Raw genomic sequence first — 24,518 nt, forward strand, 5'->3', positions numbered from 1 at the left:
GATGAATGACGTAAGGCCCGGACGACTGAAGGTCTACCTCGGGGCCGCTCCCGGCGTCGGCAAGACCTACCGGATGCTCGACGAGGGGCGGCGCCGGGCCGCCCGCGGGGCGGATGTGGTGGTGGGGTTCGTGGAGTGCCACGGACGCCCGCACACCGAGCGGATGCTGGACGGGCTCGACGTGCTGGCCCGTGCCCGCTGCGAGTACCGCGGCGGAGTGTTCCCCGAGATGGATGTGGACGCCGTACTGGAGCGGCGGCCCGCGGTCGCGCTGGTCGACGAGCTGGCGCACACCAACGTCCCCGGCGGCGGACGCAATCCGAAGCGCTGGCAGGACGTCGAGCGGCTGCTGGCCGCCGGGATCGACGTCATCACGGCCGTCAACGTCCAGCACCTGGAGTCCCTCAAGGACGTGGTCGAGAAGATCACCGGGGTGCCGCAGCACGAGACGGTGCCCGACGAGATCGTCCGCCGCGCCCACCAGATCGAGCTCGTCGACATGCCGCCCGAAGGGCTGCGCCGCCGTATGGCGCACGGGAACATCTACGCGCCCGAGAAGATCGACGCGGCCCTCGCCAACTACTTCCGGCAGGGCAATCTGACCGCGCTCAGGCAACTGGCACTGCTGTGGGTCGCCGACCGGGTCGACGAGGCGCTCCAGCTCTACCGGGCCGAGCATGCGATCGGCGGGGTGTGGGAGACCAGGGAGCGCGTCGTGGTCGCGCTGACCGGCGGCCCGGAGGGCGACACGCTCATCCGGCGGGCCGCCCGGATCGCCGACCGGTCGGCGGGCGGCGACCTGCTCGCCGCGCACGTCGCCCGCAGCGACGGCCTGGCCGCCGGGGTGTCCCATGCCTCACTGGCCCGGCAGCGGCGGCTCGTCGAGGACCTCGGCGGCAGCTACCACTCGGTCGTCGGCGACGACGTCGCCACCACGCTCGTGGAGTTCGCCCGCGCCGAGAACGCCACCCAACTCGTCCTCGGCTCCAGCAGGCGCGGGCGGCTGGAGCGGTTCCTGACCGGGCTCGGCACGGGTGAGACCGTCGTGGCGCTCTCCGGCGACATCGACGTCCACCGGGTCACGCACGAGCGCGCCGGACGCGGCACGCTGCTGCCGTCGCGCCGCCGCACGCTGTCCACATCCCGGCTGATCGCGGGACCGGTCGCCGGGCTGGTACTGCCCGTGCTGCTCACCATCTGTCTGGCGCAGGTGCGCGACACCGTGAACCTCACCAGCGACGCCCTGCTGTTCCTGCTCGCGGTGGTGGGCGTGGCCTGCATAGGCGGTGTGGTCTCCGCGGTCATCGCCTCCATCACGGCGTCCCTGCTGCTCAATTACTGGTTCATCCCGCCCGTCGGCCACTTCACACTGGACGAACCGAACGCGTTGGTGGCCATGGGCGTCTTCGCGGTCGTGGCCGCCGTGGTCGCCGCCGTCGTCGACCGCTCCCTGCGCCTGTCGCGACGCTCGGCCCGCGCCACCGCCGAGGCGGAGACCATGTCCTCGCTCGCGGGCAACATCGTGCGCGGCGGCCAGACGATCCCGGCGCTGCTGGAACGCACCCGCGAGACCTTCGGTATGTCCTCGGTCGAACTCGTCGACCAGCCGCCCGATGCCGACGGGGTCACCGCCGTCCCGGCCGGCCCCGGTGCCTGGCTGGTGCTGCGCGGCCGCACCCTGTCGTCGTCCGAGCGGCGGGTCCTCGCCGCCTTCGCCGCGCACGTCGGATCCGCGGTGGAGCGGGCCCGGCTCGCCGAGGCCGCCGCCGAGATCGAGCCCGTCAAGGCCGCCGACCGGATGCGTACGGCGCTGCTGCGGGCCGTCGGTCACGACCTGCGCACCCCGCTCGCCGCGGGCTGGGCCGCCGTCGCCTCACTGCGCAGCCGCGACGTCGAGTTCTCCGCCGAGGACCGCGACGAACTCCTCGCCACCGCCGACGAGTCCATGGCCAAGCTGAACCGCCTGGTGGAGAACCTGCTCGACCTGAGCCGCCTGGAGGCGGGCGTGCTGAAGCTGAACCTCCGGGCCACCGCCCTGGAAGAGGTCCTCCCGGCGGCGCTCGGCGACATCCCCGACGTCGAGGTCGGGGACGTGGAGCAGATCCCCTCAATACTGACCGACCCGCCGCTGCTGGAACGCGTCATCGCCAACCTGGTCGCCAACGCCGCCCGCCACACCCCGGCCGGCACCCGGGTCCTGGTGACCGCCAGCGTCCTGGCCGGACGGGTCGAACTCCGGGTCGTGGACCGCGGGCCCGGCCTGCCGCAGACGGGCCGGGAGCGCCTCTTCGAGCCCTTCCAGCGGTTCGGCGACAACGACAACACCACCGGACTCGGTCTGGGCCTCGCCCTCGCCCGCGGGCTCACCGAGGCGATGAACGGCACGATCGCCCCCGAGGACACTCCGGGGGGCGGCCTGACCATGGTCGTGTCCCTGCCGCTCGCCGAGACGAAAGCGCCGACCCATCACTCCGCGCAGGCCACTGGTGAAGCCACATAAGCATCGCCGTCACTCTGTCAGTCGGTTGGCTGCGGGTTCGTTGTGGCTGGTCGCGCAGTTCCCCGCGCCCCTTCGGGGCGCGTCGGACCCGCTCGGCGGCGCCAGAGGTCAGGGTTGTTCACGAGGACCCGGGGGTCGATCTCGACCCGGGAGCCCGCCTTGTCCCGGAGTACCAGCCGCTGGGCAATCCCGTCGAGGCAGCGGACCGACACGAGCAGGTCGGTCGCGCCGCGGGGTGAAGGTGTCGGCGCCGAAGTCGACCAGGAGCAGCAGCGCGTGCAGTACGGCCGAGCAGCGGAGTGAGCTGGGCAGCTCAGGCTTCCACTGGCGGTCGTACACCTGCGGATCGGGCGGCCGCACAGGTGTGCTGAAGACGTCGGGTCGCGCGTCGCCTGGATCACACCCCCGTCAAGGTGCCGTCAAGGTCGGCCGGTTCCGCGCGAAGAACGCGCAAGGAGCGGTCGGCGGCCACGCGATCCGGACAGAACCTGGGTTGACCGCGCGCGGCGTCCCGTGCGCGGTCGTTCGACCCCGCACGAAGGAGCACCCATCCATGTCCGTCCTGACCGCCGAACCGGACGCCGTCCCCGCCGGCGAGGAACCGCCGGATACCGGTGAGCGCCATCGCCTCACCGCCGTCACCGGCCTGGCCGCGCTGTCCCTGGACGCGATGGCGTCGGTGGCGTACGGGCCCGAGGCGATCGTGCTCGTCCTGGCCGCCGCGGGGGCCCATGGACTCGGCTTCACCCTGCCGGTCACGCTGGCCATCGCGGGCCTGCTGGCGGTGCTGGTCGCCTCGTACCGGCAGGTGATCGCGGCCTTCCCGGACGGCGGCGGTTCGTACGCCGTCGCCAAGACGCACCTGGGTGCGCACACGAGCCTGGTCGCCGCGGCCTCGCTCGTCCTGGACTACGTCCTGAACGTCGCCGTCGCCGTCACGGCCGGTGTGGCCGCGCTGACCTCCGCGTTCCCGGAGCTCTACGACGAGCGGCTGTGGCTGTGCCTGGTGGTGCTCGTGCTGATCACCGGCGTGAACCTGCGCGGCATCGTGGAGTCGGCGAAGGTGTTCATCGTGCCGACCGTGATATTCGTCGGCTCGATCCTGGTACTGATCGCCGCCGGTCTCTTCCGCTCCGAGCCCGTGAGCACCGCGACCGCCCAGGGACACACCTCTGTGCTCGCCGACAACGCCACGACCGTCGGCGCCCTGCTCCTGCTGAAAGCTTTTGCCTCCGGATGCAGCGCCCTCACCGGCGTCGAGGCCATCGCCAACGCCGTCCCGTCCTTCCGCGTCCCCCGCGCCAAGCGGGCCCAGCGCGCGGAGGTCGCCCTCGGCGCCGTGCTCGGCGTGATGCTGGTCGGCCTGTCGGTGCTGATCTCCCGGTTCCACCTCCAGCCGGTCGAGGGCGTCACCGTCCTCGCCCAGCTCGCGGACGCCTCCCTCGGCCACAACTGGGCTTTCTACGTCATCCAGTTCGCGACGATGATTCTGCTGGCCCTCTCCGCGAACACCTCCTTCGGCGGCCTCCCCGTCCTGCTGAAGCTGCTCGCCCGCGACAACTACCTGCCGCACGTCTTCGCCCTCAAGGCCGACCGCCAGGTCCACCGCCACGGCGTGCTCGCCCTGGCCCTGGTCTCCGCCGCCCTGCTGGTGTTCTCCGGCGGCGACACCAACACCCTCGTGCCGCTCTTCGCCATCGGCGTCTTCGTCGGCTTCACCATCGCCCAGGTGGGCATGGTCCGGCACTGGCGCCTGGAGCGCGGTCCGGGCCGGCAGGGCAAGGCGCTGCTCAACGGCTTCGGCGGTCTCCTCACGGGTGTCGCCGCGGTCGTCGTCACGGCGAGCAAGTTCGAGGAGGGCGCCTGGCTGATCGTGATCGCCCTGCCGTCGCTGGTGGTGGCCTTCGAGACCGTGCACCGCGCCTACACCCGGATCGGTGAGCGCCTGGGACTCGGCCGCATACCGGAGGCCCCGCACCGCGACCGCTCGGTCGTGATCGTGCCCGTCTCCTCCCTGTCCCGCCTGACCTCCGAGGCACTGACCGCCGCCACCTCCCTCGGTGACGAGGTCCGCGCCGTGACCGTCTGCTATCCGGACCCCGAGGACCGGGCGGCGCTCCACGCCCTTGAGGCTGCCTGGGCCGAGTGGGATCCGGGGGTTCCCCTGGTCCGGCTGAACTGCGAGCGCCGCTCCCTGGGGCGCCCCATCGTCGCCTACGTCCGTGAGGTCGCGACGGAACCGGCCACCCGGGTCACCGTCCTCATCCCGGAGACCGAGCCGGAACGGCTGTGGCAGCGGCTGCTCCAGAACCAGCGCGGCGCCGTCGTCGCGCATGCCGTACGGCGGGAGACCGACGCGGTGATCTGCCGGCTCCGGTTCCGGCTGTCCTGAGCGCTTCACTGCGCTGTACGGCGGCGCGGACATGCGGGTCACCGCAGGCGCCGTAAGAGTCGCGTCAAAGGCGTGTACGCCGCCGTAAGGGACCCGTCAACGACGGCCGAATCCGGCCGGAAAGACGGTTTCCTCTAACCGTCCTAGTCCAATCCGAACCTCATTCCAGGAGCTCACGATGGCCGATCTGGCCTTCGTCGTCATCACGGTCGCGTGCTTCGCGCTGGTGGCTCTCGCTGCCAAGGGGGTGACGAAGCTGTGACTGCCGAGAACATCGTCGGCCTGGTCGTGGCCGTCGCCCTGCTGGGCTATCTCGTCCTCGCCCTGATTTTCCCGGAGAGGTTCTGAGACAAGACATGGGTCCCGTACTCGCCGGCATCCTCCAGCTGCTCGCCCTGATAGCGGCACTGGCGCTCGCCTACGTCCCCCTTGGCAACTACATGGCCAAGGTCTACTCCTCCGACAAGCACTGGCGTGTCGAGAAGTGGGTCTACAAGGGGATCGGCGCCAACCCCGACGCCGAGATGCGCTGGCCCGCGTACCTGCGCGGCGTGCTCGCCTTCTCCGCGGTCGGCGTCCTCTTCCTCTACGCGCTCCAGCGGCTCCAGGGAGTTCTGCCCGGCTCGCTCGGCTTCTCCTCGATCGACCCGGACCAGGCGTTCAACACCGCCGTGTCCTTCGTGACCAACACCAACTGGCAGTCGTACTACGGCGAGCAGGCCATGGGCCACGTCGTGCAGACCGCCGGTCTGGCCGTGCAGAACTTCGTGTCGGCCGCGGTCGGTATCGCCGTCGCGGTGGCCCTCGTGCGCGGCTTCGCGCGCTCGCGCACCGGTGAACTGGGCAACTTCTGGTCCGACTTGGTGCGCGGTGTCATCCGCATCCTGCTGCCGGGTGCCGCGATCGCCGCGATCGTGCTGGTCGCCTGCGGTGCCATCCAGAACTTCTCCGGCATCCACGAGGTCGGTCAGTTCATGGGTGGCCAGCAGCAGTGGAACGGCGGAGCGGTCGCCTCTCAGGAGGCCATCAAGGAGCTGGGCACCAACGGCGGTGGCTACTTCAACGCCAACAGCGCCCACCCGTTCGAGAACCCCACTCCGTTCTCCAACCTCTTCGAGATCTTCCTGCTCCTGGTGATCCCGTTCTCCCTGACCCGGACCTTCGGCATCATGGTCGGCTCGGTCAAGCAGGGCTACGCGATCCTCGCCACCATGGCCACCATCTGGGTCGGTTTCGTCGGACTGATGATGTGGACCGAGTTCGCCCACCACGGCCCGGCGTTCGAGCTGGCCCACGGGGCGCTGGAGGGCAAGGAGACCCGTTTCGGCGTCGGCGCCTCCTCGATCTTCGCCGTGTCGACCACCCTGACCTCGACGGGCGCGGTGGACTCCTTCCACTCCTCGTTCACCGGCCTCGGCGGCGGTATCACCATGCTCGGCATGATGCTCGGTGAGATCGCACCCGGTGGTACCGGTTCCGGTCTCTACGGCATGCTGATCATGGCGGTCATCGCGGTGTTCATCGCCGGTCTGATGGTCGGCCGTACGCCCGAGTACCTGGGCAAGAAGATCGGCACCCGCGAGATCAAGTTCGCGGCCTGCTACATCCTCATCACCCCGGCGCTGGTGCTGATCTTCACCGCCTTCGCCATGGCCCTGCCGACACCGGGCAACTCGATGACCAACAGCGGGGCGCACGGATTCTCCGAGATCCTCTACGCCTATACGTCCGCCTCGAACAACAACGGCTCGGCCTTCGCCGGTCTGAACGCGGACACGCAGTGGTTCAACAGCACGCTGGGTCTGGCCATGCTCTTCGGCCGCTTCCTGCCGATGGTGTTCGTGCTGGCGCTGGCCGGCTCGCTCGCCGAGCAGAAGCCGGTCCCGGCCACCGCGGGCACCCTGCGCACCGAGAAGCCGCTGTTCACCGGCCTGCTGGTGGGCGCGATCCTGATCATCACCGGTCTGACCTACTTCCCGGCCCTCGCGCTGGGTCCGCTGGCCGAGGGGCTGGCGTCATGACCACCCGCACAGAGAAGCAAGAGGACTCCATGTCCACAGCCACCCCGACCCGGGCGCCGCACAGCGACGTACCCACCGGGCACAAGGCCGAAGGGCGCATCGGCGCGGGGCTCTTCGAGCCGAAGCAACTGCTGAAGTCGCTGCCGGACGCGTGCCGCAAGCTCGACCCGCGGGTGATGATCAAGTCCCCCGTGATGTTCGTGGTCCTCGTCGGCTCGGTACTGACGACGGTCTTCTCCTTCAAGGACCCGAGCGACTGGTTCGGCTGGACGATCAGCGCCTGGCTGTGGCTGACGGTGATCTTCGCGAACCTCGCGGAGGCCGTCGCCGAGGGCCGCGGCAAGGCGCAGGCGGACACCCTGCGCAAGGCCAAGACCGACACGGTGGCCCGGCGGCTCAACGGCTCCGTCGAGGAGCAGGTGCCCGGCACCGAACTGAAGGTCGGCGACCTGGTCGTCTGCGAGGCGGGCGACATCATCCCCGGCGACGGTGACGTCGTCGAGGGCGTGGCCAGCGTCGACGAGTCGGCCATCACCGGTGAGTCGGCTCCGGTCATCCGTGAGTCCGGCGGAGACCGCTCGGCCGTCACCGGCGGTACGAAGGTCCTCTCCGACCGCATCGTCATCAAGATCACGACGAAGCCGGGCGAGACCTTCATCGACCGGATGATCAACCTGGTCGAGGGCGCCGCGCGCCAGAAGACCCCCAACGAGATCGCGCTGAACATCCTCCTCGCGTCTCTGACGATCGTCTTCCTGCTCGCGGTGGCCACCCTGCCGCCGCTCGCCGACTACGCGGGCACCAACCTGACCATGGTCGTCCTGGTGGCCCTCCTGGTCTGCCTGATCCCGACCACGATCGGCGCCCTGCTCTCCGCGATCGGCATCGCGGGCATGGACCGGCTGGTGCAGAGGAACGTACTGGCCATGTCCGGAAGGGCAGTTGAGGCCGCGGGCGACGTCTCGACCCTCCTCCTCGACAAGACCGGCACCATCACCCTCGGCAACCGTCAGGCCGCCGAGTTCGCGCCGGTCACCGGCACCACCGAGGCCGAGGTCGCCGACGCCGCCCAGCTCTCCTCGCTCGCCGACGAGACGCCCGAGGGCCGCTCCATCGTCGTACTCGCCAAGGAGAAGTACGGGCTGCGCGAGCGTCACCAGGGTGAGCTGACGGGCGCCGACTGGATCGCCTTCACCGCCCAGACCCGTATGTCGGGTGTGGACGTCGAGGGGCGCAAGATCCGCAAGGGCGCGGCCGGTTCGGTCATCACCTGGGTCCGGGAACAGGGCGGCGAGGTCTCCGACGACGCCGACACCCTCTCCAACCGGATCTCCGAGGCCGGCGGCACCCCGCTGCTGGTCGCCGTCGAGGACTCCGAGGGCGCCCGCGTCCTGGGCGTCATCCACCTCAAGGACGTCGTCAAGGACGGCATGCGCGAGCGGTTCCACGAGCTGCGCCGCATGGGCATCAAGACCGTCATGATCACGGGTGACAACCCGCTGACCGCCAAGGCGATCGCCGAGGAGGCGGGCGTCGACGACTTCCTCGCGGAGGCGACTCCCGAGGACAAGATGGCGCTCATCAAGCGGGAGCAGGCCGGCGGCAAGCTGGTCGCGATGACCGGCGACGGCACGAACGACGCGCCGGCGCTGGCCCAGGCCGACGTGGGTGTGGCCATGAACACCGGTACCTCGGCCGCCAAGGAGGCCGGGAACATGGTGGACCTGGACTCCAACCCCACCAAGCTCATCGAGATCGTCGAGATCGGCAAGCAACTGCTGATCACCCGGGGCGCGTTGACGACGTTCTCCATCGCCAACGACGTCGCGAAGTACTTCGCGATCATCCCGGCGCTGTTCGCGGCGGTCTACCCGGGCCTGGACAAGCTCAACATCATGGACCTGTCCTCGCCCGACTCCGCGATCCTGTCCGCGGTCATCTTCAACGCACTGATCATCATCGCGCTGGTCCCGCTCGCCCTGCGGGGTGTGCAGTACCGGCCGGTCAGCGCCGACAAGATGCTCCGCCGCAACCTCGGGATCTACGGCCTCGGCGGACTGATCGCGCCCTTCATCGGCATCAAGATCATCGACCTGCTCATCTCCCTCATCCCCGGAATCGGTTGACCGCCATGAACAACTCGGTTACGAACACCGCCCGGTTGCTCGGGGCGGGCCTGCGAGCCCTCCTCGTGCTGACCCTGGTGACCGGCGTCATCTATCCGCTGGTGATCACCGGCGTCGCCCAGGGCCTGTTCAACAACAAGGCGAACGGCTCGGAGATCAAGGCGGAGGGCAAGGTCGTCGGCTCGTCCCTGATCGGTCAACAGGGCTACAGCCTGGACTACTTCCAGCCGCGCCCCGCCAACGGACTGGGTGAGAACTCCGTCAACACCCAGTACAAGCTGATCCTGTCGGGCGCGACCAACCGCTCCGGTGACAATCCCGAACTCATCAAGTGGGTCAAGGAAGCGCAGGCCGAGGTCGTCAAGGACAACTCCACGGCCGACTACAAGGTGAAGCCGTCGGACGTACCCGCCGACGCCGTCACGTCCTCCGGCTCGGGCCTGGACCCCGACATCTCGCCTGCGTACGCGGACCTCCAGGTCCACCGCGTCGCCGAGCGCAACGGTCTGTCCGTCGCGCACGTGGAGAAGCTGGTCGCGGACCACACCGAGGGCCGCACCCTCGGCTTCATCGGCGAGCCCCGCGTGAACGTCCTCGAACTCAACATCGCCCTCAAGGAACTCGTGGCGAAGAGCTGATGGCGTTACCCGACCGGTGCGGGAGCCGGCGGCCCGGAACATGTCCCGGTTCCGCCGGCGCCCGCCGTCATGAAGCCGACCCCCCCGTACGACCGGAAAGGCGCCCACCGATGACCCGCGTGCTGGTGGTGGAGGACGACCCTCAGCTCGTCCGGGCCCTCGTAATCAACATGCAGGCACGCCAGTACGGAGTGGACGCGGCGCCCGATGGCGCCACCGCCCTCCGGCTGGCCGCCGCACGCCAGCCCGACGTCGTGATGCTCGACCTGGGACTGCCCGACATGGACGGCGTCGACGTGATCAGGGCCCTGCGCGGCTGGACCCGTGTGCCGATACTCGTGCTCTCCGCCCGCCAGGCGTCAGACGAGAAGGTCGCCGCGCTGGACGCGGGAGCCGACGACTACGTCACCAAGCCGTTCAGCATGGACGAGTTGATGGCCCGGCTGCGGGCAGCGGTCCGTCGTACCGAGGACGGCCCGGCCACGTCGGAGACGACGCTGGTGGAGACGGACGGGTTCACCATCGACCTGCTCGCCAAGAAGGCCGTCCGCGGCGGGCGCGACGTGCGTCTGACACCGACCGAATGGCATCTGCTGGAGATCCTGGTCACCAACCCCGGCCGGCTCATCACGCAGAAGTACCTGCTCCAGGAGGTCTGGGGGGTGTCCCAGCGCAACAAGACCAACTACCTGCGCGTCTACATGGCCCAGTTGCGCCGCAAACTGGAAGCGGACCCCTCGCACCCCCGTTACCTCATCACCGAACCCGGCATGGGTTACCGCTTCGAAGGATGAACATGGCTCGCGGCAAGCTTCGGATCTATCTGGGTGCGGCACCGGGTGTGGGCAAGACGTACGCGATGCTGTCCGAGGCGCACCGACGTGTGGAGCGGTGCACGGCCGTCTTCACCTCAACATCCCCGGGTCGCGCAACACCAAGCGCAGGCAGGACGTGGAGGAACTGCTCGCGGCCGGGATCGACGTCATATCGACGGTGAACATCCAGCACCTGGAGTCGCTGGGTGCCGGACGAGGTGGTGCGGCGGCGGGAGATCCTGGGCGCCGTCGCCGAAGACGTCCCGCAGTGTGGCGAGCAACTGCCGGGCCGCCAGGCGCTTGACGTCCTCGGCCGGCACGCTCGTGCCCGGCGAACGGAGGGCGGCCGGCTCCCCGCCGGGCGGTTCCCAGGCCAGCACCGGCCACAGCTCCGCGTGCCGTTGCCGGGCCTCGACGGCGGCCCGGCGCAGGGCGGTGCGGCTGCGCGGGGAGCCGTTCACGCCCACCACGATCCGGCAGGGAACAGACATGGCTTCACCGTTCTTCGCACGCAGTCCTTCAGGGGCTGCCTCCATCTCACTCCTGGCCCATCGCTCGGACCAGCCCGGACGCCGCTTCTTGGCACACCTCTGACGGCTTTCCCGAGGGCGTGTCAACGACCCGTCAGCGTCCGGCCGATCGCCGTCAGTATCCCGTCATGGAGGGTCCGGACCCCGGGGGTGACGGGCATAGCGTCGACGGTGTGCCCCGGTCCGCCTCCGCGCGTCCGGGGCGCTCCAGACGTCAGCTCAGCTCGGATCGTTCAGGAGGTATCCCATGAAAGAACTCTTGTGCGGTGATGACCCGGAGCCTTCCGATCGGTTCCCGGCCGGACCACTGTTCGTCCCGGTCCGGCCGGGTACCGCGAGGTGTGCGGCCCGGATCTTCCGCACCCCGCTCGGCGACCGTACGGCCGTCGGTTTCACGTCCGTGAGCAGGCTGACCACCGTACTCGGCGCGGACCAGGCCTGGATCAGGCTCGCCGAGCCCGCCCTGCGCGCGCTCACCGCGCCCCTCGGCGTCACCGCCGTCACGATCGACCCCCAGTTCTCCGCACCGGCTCCCGAGCCGCTCCACCGCTGGGCGCCCGAGGCCACCCTCGCGACGGCCGAAGGGACCGCACGATGACGACCCTCCACGAACCCGTACTCGCCGACCTGTCGGTGTGGCCCGCCTCCACCGCGGAGCACCGGACCGGCGACCTGGCTGTTGCCGGTGTACCGCTCACCGAGATCGCGGACCGCTTCGGCACACCCGTGTACGTCATCGACGAGGGCGAGGTGCGCGAGCGGTGCCGTACCTACCGGCATGCCTTCCCCGACGCCGAAGTCCTGTACGCCGCCAAGGCGTTCCTGTGCCGCGCGATGGTCCACTGGACGGCCGAGGAGGGCCTGGGTCTCGACGTCTGCTCCGCCGGCGAACTGGAACTGGCGGTCACCACCGGATTCCCGCCCGTGCGGATCGTGCTGCACGGCAACGCCAAGTCCCCGCGCGATCTGGAGACCGCGCTGCGCCTGGGCGTCGGCCGCATCGTCATCGACAGCCCGTCCGAGATCGCACGGCTCGCGGCGGCCGTCGGACCGGACGGTCACCAGAAGGTCATGGTCCGGGTGGTACCCGGAATCACCGCGGGCGGCCACGCGAAGATCCGCACCGGTACCGACGACCAGAAGTTCGGCCTGTCGATCTCCGACGGCTACGCCCAGCACGCCATCGCCCGCATACTGGACCAGCCGCAGCTCGAACTCACCGGCCTGCACTGCCACTTGGGCTCGCAGATCACCAGCGTCAAGCCCTATCTGGCCGCCGTCCGCCGCATGGTGGGCCTGATGGCCCGGCTGCACGCACAGCACGGACTCGTCCTGCGCGAACTCGACCTCGGCGGGGGCCACGGCATCGCCTACCGCCCCGGCGAGCAGGCCCTGGACATCACGGCCCTGGCCCGCAAGGTCCGTTCGGAGCTGGCCGAGGCGTGCGCGTCGGCGGGGCTCGTCGTACCCCGCCTGATCATCGAACCCGGTCGGGCCATCGCGGGCCCGGCGGGCATCGCCCTCTACCACGTCCTGTCCGTCAAGCGCAGCGGCGAGCACACGTACGTCGCCGTCGACGGCGGCATGAGCGACAACCCGCGGCCTGCCCTGTACGGAGTGCGCTACGCGCCCCGCATGGTCGGCCGGCACAGCACCGCGGCCCCGGCCCGGGTGACCGTCGTCGGCCGGCACTGCGAGGCGGGGGACATCCTCGCCGCCGATGTCCGACTCCCCGCCGACGTACGCCCCGGAGACCTCCTCGCCGTGCCCGTGGCCGGGGCCTATCACCTGTCCATGGCCTCCGGGTACAACCTGGTCGGCCGCCCGCCGCTGGTCGCCGTGGCCGCCGGGCAGGCCCGGCTCCTCGTACGCCGCGAGTCCCTGGACGACATCCGCAGCCGGGACGTGGGGCTCTGAGCGGCCCCACCTCACTTCACCGGGACCGCTGAACCGGGCGCCCTTCACACGTGCCCGTCCGCCGCTTACAGTGCCGCTCCGTAAGGTTCGTCGCTGTAGTCGAAAGTTTCGTTCGGTCCGCGGAAGGGCTCTGACCACCCGGTGATCGCCGTGTGTGCCGGGTGGACGAGGACTACTACCTCGTCTGCGGCGTCCCGGTCTTCCACAGCCGGGATCTCGTGCACTGGCGGCAGATCGGGACGGGGCGGGGTCGCAGGCGCCGCACCTCTACCGGATCGGCGAGTGGTGGTACCTCCTGCCGGCCGAGGGAGACACGGACTACGGCCACTCCCTCTCCCTCGCCCGCTCGCCGCACGTCCCCTTCGAACCGGCACCCGCCAACCCGGCTCGGCCGCAAGACCTTCCCAACTCCCGTACTGGATCTCACCCCGTCGTAGGCCGCAGTGCTGCTGGTCCCTCGGTGAGCGTCCGGTGGGAGAGGCGAGCTCATCGCCCGGGGCCGCGACGCCGTCGCAGTCCGCGCCTGCGGCCCAGGTCGCGGGCGGCTTCACGGGACGGGTGATCGGGATGTACGTCACCGAGGGCGGTGCGGCCTTCGACTGGTTCGACCACGGGCCCGCCAACGGCCCTGGACGCTCTGTTCCTTGACCGCAGATTCGCTGTGTACGAGGGGTTGCCACCCTTTGGCAGCTGTCTCTAGGGTGCGGCAACAACGAAGCTTTCTGGAATTGTTCCGAAAGTTTCGGTCCAGCGGACAGGCGTGGACGCGCCGTCCCGTACCCAAGGAGCGGATCATGGGCGACCGGGCACTGTCCCGCCGCGGCTTCCTGGCGGCCTCCGCCGCGGCCGGTCTGGGCATGACGGCACTGAGCGGCTGCGGCGGCGACTCGGACGGAGGGGCCTCGGGGACGACCACGATCGAGTGGTGGAACATCTCCACCACGCAGCCGACGAAAGACGTCTGGGCCGGGCTTGCGAAGAAGTTCGAGGCGCAGAACCCCAAGGTCAAGATAAAGATCGTCCAGTTGGAGAACGACGCCTACAAGTCGAAGATGACGGCGCTGACCGCCTCCGGAAAGCTGCCGGACATCTTCCACACCTGGGGCGGCGGCGTCCTGAAGCAGCAGGTCGACGCCGGGCTCGTCGAGGATCTGACGGACCGGACGAAGCCCTGGGCCGACGGACTGCTGCCGGTCACGAAGGAGCCGTATCTGCTCGACGACCGGGTGTACGGCGTCCCGTTCGACATGGGAATGATCGGCTTCTGGTACAACAAGGCGCTGTTCGAGCAGGCCGGCATCAGCACGCCGCCCGCCACCTGGAGCGGCTTCCTCGACGCCGTCGGCAAGCTGAAGTCCGCCGGCATCACCCCCCTCGCCCTCGCGGGCAAGGAGACGTGGACCGGCATGTACTACTGGGCGTACCTGGCGATGCGCACCGCGGGCGCCGAAGCGCTGGAGAAGGCGGGCGACGACAAGGACTTCACCGGCGCCGAGTTCGTCCAGGCCGGCGAGCACCTCAAGGAACTCGTCGATCTCCAGCCGTTCCAGAAGGGGTTCCTCGGCGCCGCCTACTCCAGCCCCACCGGCCAGGCCGCCGCCGTCGGCAACGGCAAGTCGGCGATGGAACTCATGGGCCAGTGGGCGCCGGTCGTGCAGGCCGACGCCGGCAAGGGCCTCGGCGACGACCTGGGGTTCTTCCCGTTCCCGGCGGTCGAGGGCGGCAAGGGCGCCATCACCGAGGTGTTCGGCGGGGGCGGCGGACACGCCCTGCGCCAGGGCGCTCCGCAGGCCGCCGTCGACTTCCTGAAGTTCTTCGCCTCCGAGGCCACGGACCTGGAACTGGTCAAGAAAACCGGCGTCCTTCCGGTGGTGCCCGGAGCCGAGAGCGCCATCATCGACCCCAACATCAAGGCCGTACAAGCACAGTTGAAGGGGTCCACCGGTTTCCAGCTCTATCTCGACCAGGCGTACGCGCCCGCCCTCGGCCAGGAGGTCAACGACAGTGTGGGCGCGCTGATCGCCGGTTCCAAGTCCCCTGAGCAGGTCACCGAGTCGATCACACAGACCGCGAAGGAAGAGCAGTAGGCCCCGATGACCTCCACGTTCCTTCCGGACAAGCGGACCGGCCCCGACGTCGGCCTCCCGCCCCCGGCCACAGGCGCGGGCCGGGGGCGGACCCGGCGGCGGGTCGTCAACTGGCTCACCGCGGTCGGCTTCCAGCTGCCCGCGCTGGTGCTGTTCCTGGTGCTGGTCCTGCTGCCGATCATGTTCGCCCTGTACGCGGCCTTCTTCCGCTGGGGCGGCTTCGGCATGCCCTCCGACTACATCGGCGTCGACAACTTCACCCGGCTCTTCGACGACCCGGTCTTCCTGGGCGACCTGTGGCGCTGCCTCGTCCTGGTCGTGCTGTCGCTCGCGGTGCAGCTGCCGTTCGCGCTCGCCATGGCCGTCCTGCTCAACCAGCGGATCCGCGGCCGTGCCGTGTACCGGATGCTGTTCTTCGCGCCGTACGTGCTGTCGGAGGCGATCACCGGTGTGCTGTTCGCCATGATCTTCGCCCCGGACGACGGTCTCGCCGACCATGTCCTGGGCAGCGTGGGCCTCGACGGTCTCGGCGGAACGTGGTTCGCGGATCCCTCCACCGTCATGGCGACGCTCTTCCTCGTCATGACCTGGAAGTACTTCGGCTTCCACATGATGCTCTACCTGGCCGGACTCCAGTCCATCCCCGCCGAGTTGACGGAGGCGGCACTCATCGACGGCGCGAGCCCCTGGCAGCGCTTCCGCAACGTCACCCTGCCGCTGCTCGCGCCCACCCTGCGCATCAGTGTCTTCCTGTCGGTCATCGGGTCGATCCAGCTGTTCGACCTGGTGTGGGTGACGACGGCGGGCGGCCCCGACCATCACTCCGAGACCATGGCCGTGACCATGTTCCAGTACGGCTTCAAGCGCTACCAGGTCGGCTATGCCAGCGCGATCAGCGTGGTCATGTTCGGCATCAGCCTCGTCTTCGCCCTCGCCTACCAGCGGTTCGTGCTCCGCCGGGACCTCGAAGGGGCGACCACGACCATGCGGGGAGGCCAGAAGTGAAGGCACGCGCAGGGAAACTCCCGGTCCACATCGTCCTTGTCGTCGTCGGCGCGGTGATGGCCGTACCGCTGCTCTTCGCGGTCGTCTCCGGCTTCAAGTCCACGGACGAGCTGTCCCGGAACCCGATCGGGCTGCCCGACTCATGGGTGACCTCCAACTACACCGACATCCTCGGCTCGGGCGCCTTCTGGCGGATGGTCGGCAGCAGCACGTTCATCGCGATCGGCACGACCGTGCTCGTCGTCGCGGTGTCCGCGCTCGCCGCCTTCTCCTTCGCCCGGTTCGCCTTCCGCGGGCGGGAGTTGCTGTTCACGGTGTTCACGATGGGGCTGATGTTCCCCTTCGCGGTGGCGGCGCTGCCGCTGTTCCTGCTGCTGCGCTACCTGGGCCTGCTGGACAACCCGCTGGGCGTGATCCTGCCGCAGGCCGCCTTCGGACTGCCGATGACCATCATCATTCTGCGCGGCTTCTTCCGGCAGATCCCCGGCGAGCTGGAGGAGGCGGCCACGCTCGACGGCTGTAGTCCGCTCGGGTTCTTCTGGCGGGTACTGCTGCCGATGGCGCGGCCCGCGCTCGGCACCGTCTCCGTCCTCGCCGTCGTCACCAGCTGGAACAACTTCTTCCTGCCGCTGCTGGTGTTCACCGACTCGACGTGGTGGACGATCCCGATCGGCGTCCAGCAGTTCCAGGGCCAGTACTCCGCGGAGTACGCCAGGGTCTTCGCCTACCTGGTGCTGGCCATGGTCCCCGCTCTCGCCTTCTACTCCGTCGCCGAGCGTCAGCTCGTCGGCGGCCTCACCGCCGGCGCCACCAAGGGATGACCCGCGCCGCGCGGACGTACGGCTCACCCACACATCCGACCGTGAGGAGTCGCACCATGCGCAAGACCAGCACCCGGCTCAGACTCGCAGGGGGGCTCGCAGCCCTGCTGCTGTCCGTCGGCGCCCCCGTGGCCCAGGCGGACGAGAACGAACCGCCCACGCTCGCCGAACTCGCCCAGCGCCACGGCCGCTACTTCGGCAGCGCCACCGACAACCCCGAACTCACCGACGAGCCCTACAAGGCAGTCCTCGGCACCGAGTTCGACATGATCACCCCCGGCAACGGCATGAAGTGGTACGCCACCGAGCCCCAGCAGGGTGTCTTCGACTTCTCCCAGGGCGACGAGATCGTGAACCTCGCCCGAGCCAACCACCAGCGGGTGCGCGGCCACACCCTGGTCTGGCACAGCCAGCTGCCCGGCTGGCTCACCTCGCGCGCGTGGACGGCCGACGAGCTGAGGGCCGTACTGAAGAAGCACATCCAGACCGAAGTACGCCACTACAAGGGCAAGATCTACGCCTGGGACGTCGTCAACGAGGCGTTCAACGAGGACGGCACCTACCGGGAGACGATCTTCTACAAGACGCTCGGCCCGGGCTATATCGCCGACGCCCTGCGCTGGGCCCACCAGGCCGACCCGAAGGCAAAGCTCTACCTCAACGACTACAACGTCGAGGGGACCGGCCCGAAGAGCGACGCCTACTACCAGCTGGTCAAGGAGCTGAAGGCCCAGGGCGTCCCGGTCCACGGCTTCGGTCTCCAGGCCCATCTCGCCCTCCAGTACGGCTATCCGGGCACCCTGGAGGACAACCTCCGCCGCTTCTCCCGGCTCGGCCTCGACACCGCGCTCACCGAGGTCGACGTGCGCATGTACGTGCCGGCGGACGACGCGAAGCTGGCAACGCAGGCCGAGTGGTACCGCGACATGACCGAGGCGTGCCTCGCGGTGCGGCGGTGCGTGGGGATCACGCTGTGGGACTACACCGACAAATACTCGTGGATCCCGGCGTTCTTCGACGGTGAGGGCGCCGCGCTGCCGTGGGACGAGCAACTGCGGCCGAAGCCGGCGTACTTCGCGATCAGGGAGGCACTCGGGTAGGGCGTGTCCGGCGGATCAGGTCGCAGGAAAGAAGCGGTGCCAGATCAGCGCTGGTGGGCGTGCCAGGCCCCGCGTCTGCGGCATGGTCCGCCGGACAGGCCCTGGCGGCGCGGGCCGTTGCGGGAGCCGCTCAGTCGGCGGGGGCCGTGCTCGCTCGCACCACCAACTCGGTTCCCAGCTCCACCCGCGGCGAGTCCGGCCGCTCGTCGCGGGCCAGGCGCAGCACGGTACGGACGGCGAGCTTTCCCATGTCGGCGAGGGGCTGCCGCACGGTCGTGAGCGGCGGGGCCGACCAGCGGACTTCCGGAAGGTCGTCGAAACCGACCACGCTCATGGCCTCCGGCACCCTGAGGCCCCGCCGGCGCAGCGCCTCGATCGCGCCGAGTGCCATCCGGTCGCCGGCCGCGAAGACGGCGGTGGGCGGCTCGGGCAGGTCCAGCAGGGCGTTGCAGCCGGTGAATCCGGACTCCGGGTGGAAGTCGCCGGGCACCACGAGGGTCTCGTCGAGCGTGAGGCCGGCGCTTTCCAGGGCCGTCCGGTAGCCGTCGAGGCGGGCCCGGGAACAGAGCAGCCGGGGTGGCCCGGCGATCAGGCCGATCCTGCGGTGGCCGAGGGCCGGCAGGTGCTCGGTCGCCGCCATGCCGCCGGACCAGTTGGCGGCGCCGATGGTGGGGGCGTCGAGGGCGGGCGAGCCGGCCGGGTCGACGACCACGAGCGGGACGCCGAGGATGCGCAGCTCCTCGTGCAGTACCGGCTCCAGGGCCGAGGTGACGAGGATGACGCCGTCGAAGGCGCGGGCCCGCAGGTTCCGCATCCACTCGCGGGCGTCGCTCGAGCGTCCGTGGATCGCCGACACCACGGTGCCGACCCGGTCGTGTGGGCCACCTCCTCCACACCCCGGATGATCTCCACGGCCCAGGGGCTGTCGAGGTCGTTGAAGACCAGGTCGAGCAGGGCGGCGCGGGCGCGGGTCTGCGGCGACACGTCCGAGCGGCCGTTGACGACGCGGGACACGGTCGGTACCGAAACCCCGGCCCGCCGGGCGATCTCCGTGATCGTGACCTTGCTCCCGTCCTCCGGCGCCTGTTCGGCATCGGCCTCGCGTGCTGCCGATTCCCCACCTCCGTCGACCGGATCACGCACGGGGAACTACGGGGAGTGACCACCGCCGGACATGCGTCGGGGCCGGTTCGCAGCGTGTGCCTGCGGCCGGCCCCTCGTATCTCCGGGCGGGTTGTCGGTCCGCCCGGTACTGCTCAGGCGGCGGTCATCACCAGTGTGCGGTGCGGGGCGATGATCTGGCCGTCCGGCAGGAGCTCACCGGTGTCCTCGAACAGCAGAACGCCGTTGCACAGCAGGCTCCATCCCTGCTCCGGGTGGTGCGCCATGAGTCGGGCGGATTCCCGGTCGGCTGATTCGGCTTTCGGACATGGTGGCTGGTGCTGGCACATGGATGGGATCTTTCGCTCTGTCGTATCGAGTGAGTGGGTTGTCGTGTCTGTCCTGCGGCGTGAAGCCTCGTTCATGGCCGCCCCCGTTGTGATAAGTCGGTCGAACCCAGTGTTGCCCCACGGGCGTCAATCCGCAGGGATTTAGCTGCACCGCTTCTCACAGGTTGAGGACGCATCACCCGCGCGGACGGTTCATTCCAACTTCGCTGCCGCTTCGGGTGGTTCGGGGTGGTCGGATGGGGCTAGTCAGGATGGGTCGGCGACCCGTTTCGGCTCGTTCGAGCGCGGTATTGCTCGTGCGAGCGCGATGGAACTCGGTGTGGGTTTTGAGGCACCCACGAGTGTTTCTGTAGCGCGCACGAGCGTATGGGTTTTCTGCGCCGCGTACGAGCCTTTCGGTGCTGTAAACAGCGCCGTACCCCGCTACCCGGAATTCCGGCGGCGGGGTACGGGGGTGTTTTCGCGGGGCCCGGTCGGTCAGACGGGCTGGCCGAGCAGTGGGGCGGGCGTCACCCGGTGGGTGAGCATCGGCAGGAGTTCGGCGACCCGGTGCGGCCGGTGCGCCGCGATGCCGGGTGGCGCGGGCGCCAGCGGGACGAGCAGGTCGGTGGCGGCGGGGTGGCCGGTGGTGCCGTCCGAGGAGCAGTCGCCGTGCAGCCACAGCGTGAGCATGTACAGGCCCGGGAGGGACAGCAGGCGCGGCTGATAGGCCTGCGCCACCGACTCGGCCTGGCGCAGCGCGCGCTCCGTGGAGGCGATGTACGGGCCCTCGAAGAAGTGCGAGAAGGCCCAGCCGTCAGGGGTCAGCCTGGTCTCGGCCGCGGCCACCGCGCGGTCGCCGCAGCGGATCAGGAAACGCCACCCGGCCAGTCGCGTCGCGGACACGCCCTCGGAGGTGATGCGGTCGAGTACGTGCACGGGCAGTGGGAGTTCGGGGGTGGCGGTGCCCTGCGCGGTACGCAGGGAGGGAGTCCGGGCCTCGCGAACCGCGGTGGGGGAACCGAGTGCGGTGAGGACGGAGCGAAGGGCGGGCGCTGGAGCCGGGGGGACATGCAGCGGCATGGTGGGTCGCCTCTCATTCGACAGGCACGGTGGCGCGAGGGCGTGGCGGGGGCGGACGGCGCTGTCAGCTCGCAGGGTCAGAGAGGCGGGGGCCGGGTCTGGGGTGCGTGGTGTGAGTGATGCCCGCCGTCCGTCACCTGACGGCAGGAACCCAGAACCGTGGGCGCCAACCCTCTGCCTTGTTCGCGGAGTTTATACGACACGTGTTCAGACTGTGTTTCGTCTAGCCGTTTCGTGGGACTCCGGCAAGGGTCTATTCGGCCGGTGATAAGCGGGAATCCTCCCGATTCCGAACCGGTCGCCCACCGATGACCTCGGACAATGCCCAGGAAGGGGTCGGCCAATACTCGTCGGTGTTTTTCACGAGTTGACAACGTGCCGGAAACTGCACGATGTGCCATGCCCGGTGAATGTGCCGCCGGTCACGTCAGTCAGCGTACCGCGCACACGCTCCGGCCGTGACGTTATCGATCGCTTCGGCTGGGCATCATCCCACCTGACCCGGACACCGGCGGCCGGAACCGATCTTCGGTCCGCCCATGCGAGGAGGGACGCTCCGATGGGGGAGAAGGTCGTGGCAGGCGGGTTCGACCTGTCCGATCGGCAGCGGTACCGCGACAAGCTCCGGCAGTGTCTGACGGGCCTGGAGCGGCTCCTGGCGGAGCAGCGGTTCGATCGCCCGAAGAACCTCATGGGGCTGGAGATCGAATTGAATCTCACCGGTGCCGACGGCATGCCGAGAATGCTGAATGCGCAAGTGCTGGAGCGGATCGCAAGCCGAGATTTCCAAACAGAACTCGCCATGTTCAATCTGGAAGTCAACATAGCCCCACACCGATTGGCGGGGCGGGTTTTCGACCGGCTGGCCGAGGAGTTGCGCACCTCGCTGGCATATGCTGACCGGAAAGCGGGTGAGGTGGACGCGGGAATCGTGATGATCGGCATTCTGCCGACGCTCGACCGGGACGACCTGGTCTCCACGAACCTCTCCGACGTCGATCGCTACACGCTCCTCAACGACCAGATAGTCGCCGCCCGGGGCGAGGACTTCCTGCTCGACATCGCGGGCGTGGAGCACCTGCGCTGTAGCTCCAAGTCCATCGCGCCGGAAGCCGCCTGCACCTCCGTCCAGCTGCACCTCCAGGTGACGCCGGGCCGCTTCGCCGACGTGTGGAACGCCGCGCAGGCTGTCGCCGCCGCGCAGATCGCCGTCGGCGCCAACTCGCCCTTCCTGTTCGGCCGTGAGCTGTGGTGCGAGTCCCGGCCGCCGCTGTTCCAGCAGTCCACCGACACCCGCCCGCCCGAACTCCAGGCCCAGGGCGTACGCCCGCGCACCTGGTTCGGCGAGCGGTGGATCTCCTCGGCGTACGACCTCTTCGAGGAGAACCTGCGCTACTACCCGGCCCTGCTGCCCATCTGTGACGACGAGGACCCGATCGAGGTCCTCGACGCGGGCGGCACACCGAAACTCGCCGAACTCGTCCTGCACAACGGCACCGTGTACCGCTGGAACCGGCCCGTGTACGGCATCGCCGACGGCGTCCCGCATCTGCGCGTCGAGAACCGCGTCCTGCCCGCCGGGCCGACCGTCACGGACGTCCTCGCCAACGCCGCCTTCTTCTACGGCGTCGTCCGCGCCCTCGCCGAGGAGTCCCGGCCGGTGTGGTCCCGGCTGCCGTTCGAGGCGGCCGCCGCCAACTTCGACTCCGCGTGCCGGCACGGCATCGACGCCCGCCTGACCTGGCCCCGGCGCGGACGCTACGGCGGTACGACCGAGGTCGACGCGGTGAGTCTCGTACGCGACGAACTGCTGCCGCTCGCCGAAGCCGGTCTCGACGCGTGGGGCGTCGATCCGGCCGACCGGGACCTGTATCTGGGCGTGATCGACGAGCGCTGCCGACGCAGGGTCAACGGGGCGGCATGGCAGTCGGCGACCTTCCACCGGGCCCTTGAGGCGGGGCTGTCCCGGGATGCCGCGCTGGCGGCCACCACCAAGCGGTACCGCGAGCTCATGCATCACGGAGAGCCGGTGCACACCTGGCCGGTGGGGCTGCCGGAGACGGTGCCGCTGGGGTGAGGGCGAAGGGATCCAGTCGGCCGGAGAAGCAGCTCTCTACTCCTCTCCTGTCTTACCCCCCTCCTGCGCGCCCGCCGCGACGATCGCCTGAAGGATCACCGAGTGGATCTGGGCCGGGTCACTGACCTCGTGGCCCGAGCCGCCCGTCGCCTTGGCGATCAGCTCGGCTTCCTCGAGGTCGGCATCCGGTCCGACGGCGATCATGATGAGGGGGACCGGGCGCTCGGGGTTGGTGAGCTGCTTCAGCTGATCGATGAGGTCGGCGCGGGAGATGCTGCCCGGGTCCTGGTTCACGCCGTCGGTGAGGATGACCAGCGCGTTGAACTTGCCCCTGCCGTAGGAGGACGTCGCCGCCCGGTACGCGGCGAGCGTCGTGTCGTACAGTCCGGTCGCTCCGTTCGGCACCGGCGCCAGCGCGCTGAACGCCGCCGACAGCCGGTCCCGCTGCGTGCCGTCGCCCGCGCGGTCGCCGAGCCGCTTGGTCGGCGTGAGGACGCGGTAGTCCTTGTCGCCGTCCAGCTTCGTGGAGAAGTCCCACAGCCCGATCTCGTCCTCGGGCGTGAAGGTGGCCAGGGCCTGCAACAACGACGCCTTGGTGACGTCCATGCGGGTCTGTCCGGTGTTCCCCACCGGTTCGGACATGGACGAGGAGGCGTCGACGACCGTGCTGATCCGGGCGCTCTGCACCGTGATCGTCCAGGTGCCGAGGGCCTCCTGGAGGGCGATCTCGTCGGCGGGCCGTGCGGCGGGCTGAGTGTACGGCTGCGGGCGACTGCCCCCTGCCTTGGTCACCAGCGCCTCCGATACGTCGTCGTCGGAGGTGCGGAAGCCGTAGTTCTCCAGCACCCGGCGCTGCTCCTGCTGCCGCAGATAGGTCGTGAACCGGATCGCGGCCCGGCTCTCGTCCGTGGACAGCCGGGTCTGGTCAACCAGGGTGTAGGGGTAGTCGAGCCGGGGCAAGCCGTCCTTCGGGTAGAACATGTCCAGGCTGCCCGCGCCCGCGGCCGAGGAGTTGTACGCGAACGCCGCCTGCTCGGTGAGGATCAGCGCCTGATTGCGCTTGGGGTTGCCCTGCTCGGTGCCCGAGGAGTCACGCGGCAGGGTGTCCAGGACCTGGGTGTCACTGTCGGAGGTGCGCTGCGACAGCGTCTTCATCAGGGCCGCCGCCTGTGTGTCCCCGCCCTTGATCTTCGCTGCGGCCGTGCCGAGCTGGGTGAGCGCGAGCAGCCCGGTCGCACTGCGTGCCGGGTCGGCGGCGCCGAGCCTGACGCCGTCCTCCTGGAGGCTGGCACCCGCCAGTTCGATCCAGCTGTACGTCCGTTTCGGCCACCCCAGCGACTTCGCGACCGCCGGCACCATCGCCACCCCGACCGGAGTGGACGCCACCGTGCCGACCGGAGTCACCTGGGTCGCACCGCCGTCCGCCGTGACCCGCTGCACCCACACGTCCGAGTCCGGCACCCATACCTGGATGTCGGCCTTCCCGCCCGTGGCGAGTTCGTCCGCAACCTTGTACGCGTCGCGCGCGGTCACCGAAACCGCGACGCACCGCCCGTCCGAGGTGACCTCGTCCTCGCGCGCCCGCTTCGCCGCTTCCCGCAGTGCGGGGGCCATGTCCGGGGCGGCGGCGAGCTTCAGCCGTACCGGGTCTTCCTGGCAGGAGGAGCCGAAGGAGAGCAGCCCGCTCTGGACGGCGACAGCGGTGCCCCCGGCAATGGCGAGTACCAGTGCCGTCGCGACGGCCACGGTGCGGCGGCGGGCGCGTGGACGGGGGTCGCTGCGGCCCGCCCCATACTGATCGGGCAAGCTGTGACGTCCCATGACGGTCGTGCCCCTCCCTGTCGACCCCGTGGCTGAATGCGGCCACACGGCATGCAAAGGGGGAGGCACGCCCCGTACGGCGTCCGCCCCCCAACGGCCTGTCGCGCACGATCTTCGTAACTTCATTCGAGACCCTAGCGGCGTGGCGATGGGGA

18 protein-coding genes and 3 pseudogenes are annotated in these 24,518 nt (G+C 69.7%); 16 read left to right on the plus strand and 5 right to left on the minus strand.

Annotated elements, in window-relative coordinates; all coding sequences use genetic code 11:
- Position 1 precedes the first annotated feature (1 nt).
- The 8 genes and pseudogenes from KCH87_RS11605 to KCH87_RS11640 all read left to right on the plus strand — a co-directional run.
- Positions 2-2,500, plus strand: a complete 2,499-nt coding sequence (locus tag KCH87_RS11605) for an ATP-binding protein (protein WP_210585922.1) — start codon at positions 2-4, stop codon at positions 2,498-2,500.
- A gap of 553 nt (positions 2,501-3,053) precedes the next feature.
- Positions 3,054-4,892 carry an APC family permease gene (locus tag KCH87_RS11610; RefSeq protein WP_210585923.1) on the plus strand — a complete coding sequence of 613 codons (1,839 nt, stop codon included), beginning with the start codon at positions 3,054-3,056 and terminating at the stop codon, positions 4,890-4,892.
- Between the two features lie 258 nt (positions 4,893-5,150).
- A complete protein-coding gene (kdpF, locus tag KCH87_RS11615; RefSeq protein WP_016434100.1) occupies positions 5,151-5,240 on the plus strand; it encodes a K(+)-transporting ATPase subunit F in 90 nt (29 codons plus the stop codon).
- A gap of 8 nt (positions 5,241-5,248) precedes the next feature.
- Positions 5,249-6,913, plus strand: coding sequence for a potassium-transporting ATPase subunit KdpA (gene kdpA, locus KCH87_RS11620; RefSeq protein ID WP_210585924.1), 1,665 nt, complete (start codon positions 5,249-5,251; stop codon positions 6,911-6,913).
- A complete protein-coding gene (gene kdpB / locus KCH87_RS11625; RefSeq protein WP_210585925.1) occupies positions 6,910-9,039 on the plus strand; it encodes a potassium-transporting ATPase subunit KdpB in 2,130 nt (709 codons plus the stop codon). Before kdpA ends, kdpB begins: the two co-directional genes overlap by 4 nt.
- Positions 9,040-9,044: 5 nt before the next feature.
- Entirely contained in the window at positions 9,045-9,677 is a 633-nt protein-coding gene (locus KCH87_RS11630) for a potassium-transporting ATPase subunit C (protein WP_210585926.1), read from the plus strand.
- A gap of 110 nt (positions 9,678-9,787) precedes the next feature.
- Positions 9,788-10,471 (plus strand): response regulator, encoded by a 684-nt coding sequence (locus tag KCH87_RS11635; RefSeq protein WP_210585927.1) that lies wholly within the window; start codon positions 9,788-9,790, stop codon positions 10,469-10,471.
- Between the two features lie 2 nt (positions 10,472-10,473).
- Positions 10,474-10,700: pseudogene (locus tag KCH87_RS11640) on the plus strand (hypothetical protein); the annotation flags it as partial.
- Here the strand turns inward: KCH87_RS11640 and KCH87_RS11645 are convergent.
- On the minus strand, positions 10,660-11,028 hold the full coding sequence (locus tag KCH87_RS11645) for a universal stress protein (RefSeq protein ID WP_308298813.1): 369 nt from the start codon (positions 11,026-11,028) through the stop codon (positions 10,660-10,662). The pseudogene KCH87_RS11640 and the gene KCH87_RS11645 sit on opposite strands and share 41 nt — an antisense overlap.
- Before the next feature lie 241 nt (positions 11,029-11,269).
- Between KCH87_RS11645 and KCH87_RS11650 the strand changes: the two genes are divergently transcribed.
- From KCH87_RS11650 to KCH87_RS11680, 7 genes and pseudogenes are all read left to right on the plus strand, one after another.
- Positions 11,270-11,620, plus strand: coding sequence for an SAV_915 family protein (locus KCH87_RS11650; protein WP_210585928.1), 351 nt, complete (start codon positions 11,270-11,272; stop codon positions 11,618-11,620).
- Positions 11,617-12,939, plus strand: a complete 1,323-nt coding sequence (gene lysA / locus KCH87_RS11655; protein WP_210585929.1) for a diaminopimelate decarboxylase — start codon at positions 11,617-11,619, stop codon at positions 12,937-12,939. The genes KCH87_RS11650 and lysA overlap by 4 nt, the downstream gene beginning before the upstream one ends.
- Positions 12,940-13,192: 253 nt before the next feature.
- Positions 13,193-13,324, plus strand: a pseudogene (locus KCH87_RS50725) (hypothetical protein); the annotation flags it as partial.
- A 409-nt stretch (positions 13,325-13,733) separates the two neighbouring features.
- On the plus strand, positions 13,734-15,026 hold the full coding sequence (locus KCH87_RS11665; RefSeq protein ID WP_210585930.1) for an extracellular solute-binding protein: 1,293 nt from the start codon (positions 13,734-13,736) through the stop codon (positions 15,024-15,026).
- 6 nt (positions 15,027-15,032) lie between these two features.
- On the plus strand, positions 15,033-16,031 hold the full coding sequence (locus KCH87_RS11670) for a carbohydrate ABC transporter permease (protein WP_210585931.1): 999 nt from the start codon (positions 15,033-15,035) through the stop codon (positions 16,029-16,031).
- 56 nt (positions 16,032-16,087) lie between these two features.
- Positions 16,088-16,852: a carbohydrate ABC transporter permease gene (locus tag KCH87_RS11675; RefSeq protein ID WP_247196131.1), complete on the plus strand. Its 765-nt coding sequence runs from the start codon at positions 16,088-16,090 to the stop codon at positions 16,850-16,852.
- A gap of 56 nt (positions 16,853-16,908) precedes the next feature.
- Positions 16,909-17,952 (plus strand): endo-1,4-beta-xylanase, encoded by a 1,044-nt coding sequence (locus KCH87_RS11680; RefSeq protein WP_210585933.1) that lies wholly within the window; start codon positions 16,909-16,911, stop codon positions 17,950-17,952.
- Between the two features lie 130 nt (positions 17,953-18,082).
- Here KCH87_RS11680 and KCH87_RS11685 read toward each other — a convergent pair.
- The 3 genes and pseudogenes from KCH87_RS11685 to KCH87_RS11695 form a co-directional block, all read right to left on the minus strand.
- Positions 18,083-19,008, minus strand: a pseudogene (locus tag KCH87_RS11685) (LacI family DNA-binding transcriptional regulator).
- 200 nt (positions 19,009-19,208) lie between these two features.
- Positions 19,209-19,403, minus strand: coding sequence for a DUF5999 family protein (locus KCH87_RS11690; protein WP_282612936.1), 195 nt, complete (start codon positions 19,401-19,403; stop codon positions 19,209-19,211).
- Between the two features lie 477 nt (positions 19,404-19,880).
- On the minus strand, positions 19,881-20,465 hold the full coding sequence (locus KCH87_RS11695; protein ID WP_210585935.1) for a hypothetical protein: 585 nt from the start codon (positions 20,463-20,465) through the stop codon (positions 19,881-19,883).
- Positions 20,466-21,024: 559 nt separating this feature from the next.
- On the opposite strand from KCH87_RS11695, the gene KCH87_RS11700 reads away from it, so the two are divergent.
- Positions 21,025-22,542, plus strand: coding sequence for a glutamate-cysteine ligase family protein (locus KCH87_RS11700; protein WP_210585936.1), 1,518 nt, complete (start codon positions 21,025-21,027; stop codon positions 22,540-22,542).
- 36 nt (positions 22,543-22,578) lie between these two features.
- Here the strand turns inward: KCH87_RS11700 and KCH87_RS11705 are convergent, their stop codons facing one another.
- Positions 22,579-24,363: a substrate-binding and VWA domain-containing protein gene (locus KCH87_RS11705; RefSeq protein WP_210585937.1), complete on the minus strand. Its 1,785-nt coding sequence runs from the start codon at positions 24,361-24,363 to the stop codon at positions 22,579-22,581.
- Positions 24,364-24,518: the final 155 nt, after the last annotated feature.

The sequence above is a fragment of the Streptomyces sp. GESEQ-35 genome (assembly GCF_017948485.1).
Classification (GTDB): domain Bacteria; phylum Actinomycetota; class Actinomycetes; order Streptomycetales; family Streptomycetaceae; genus Streptomyces.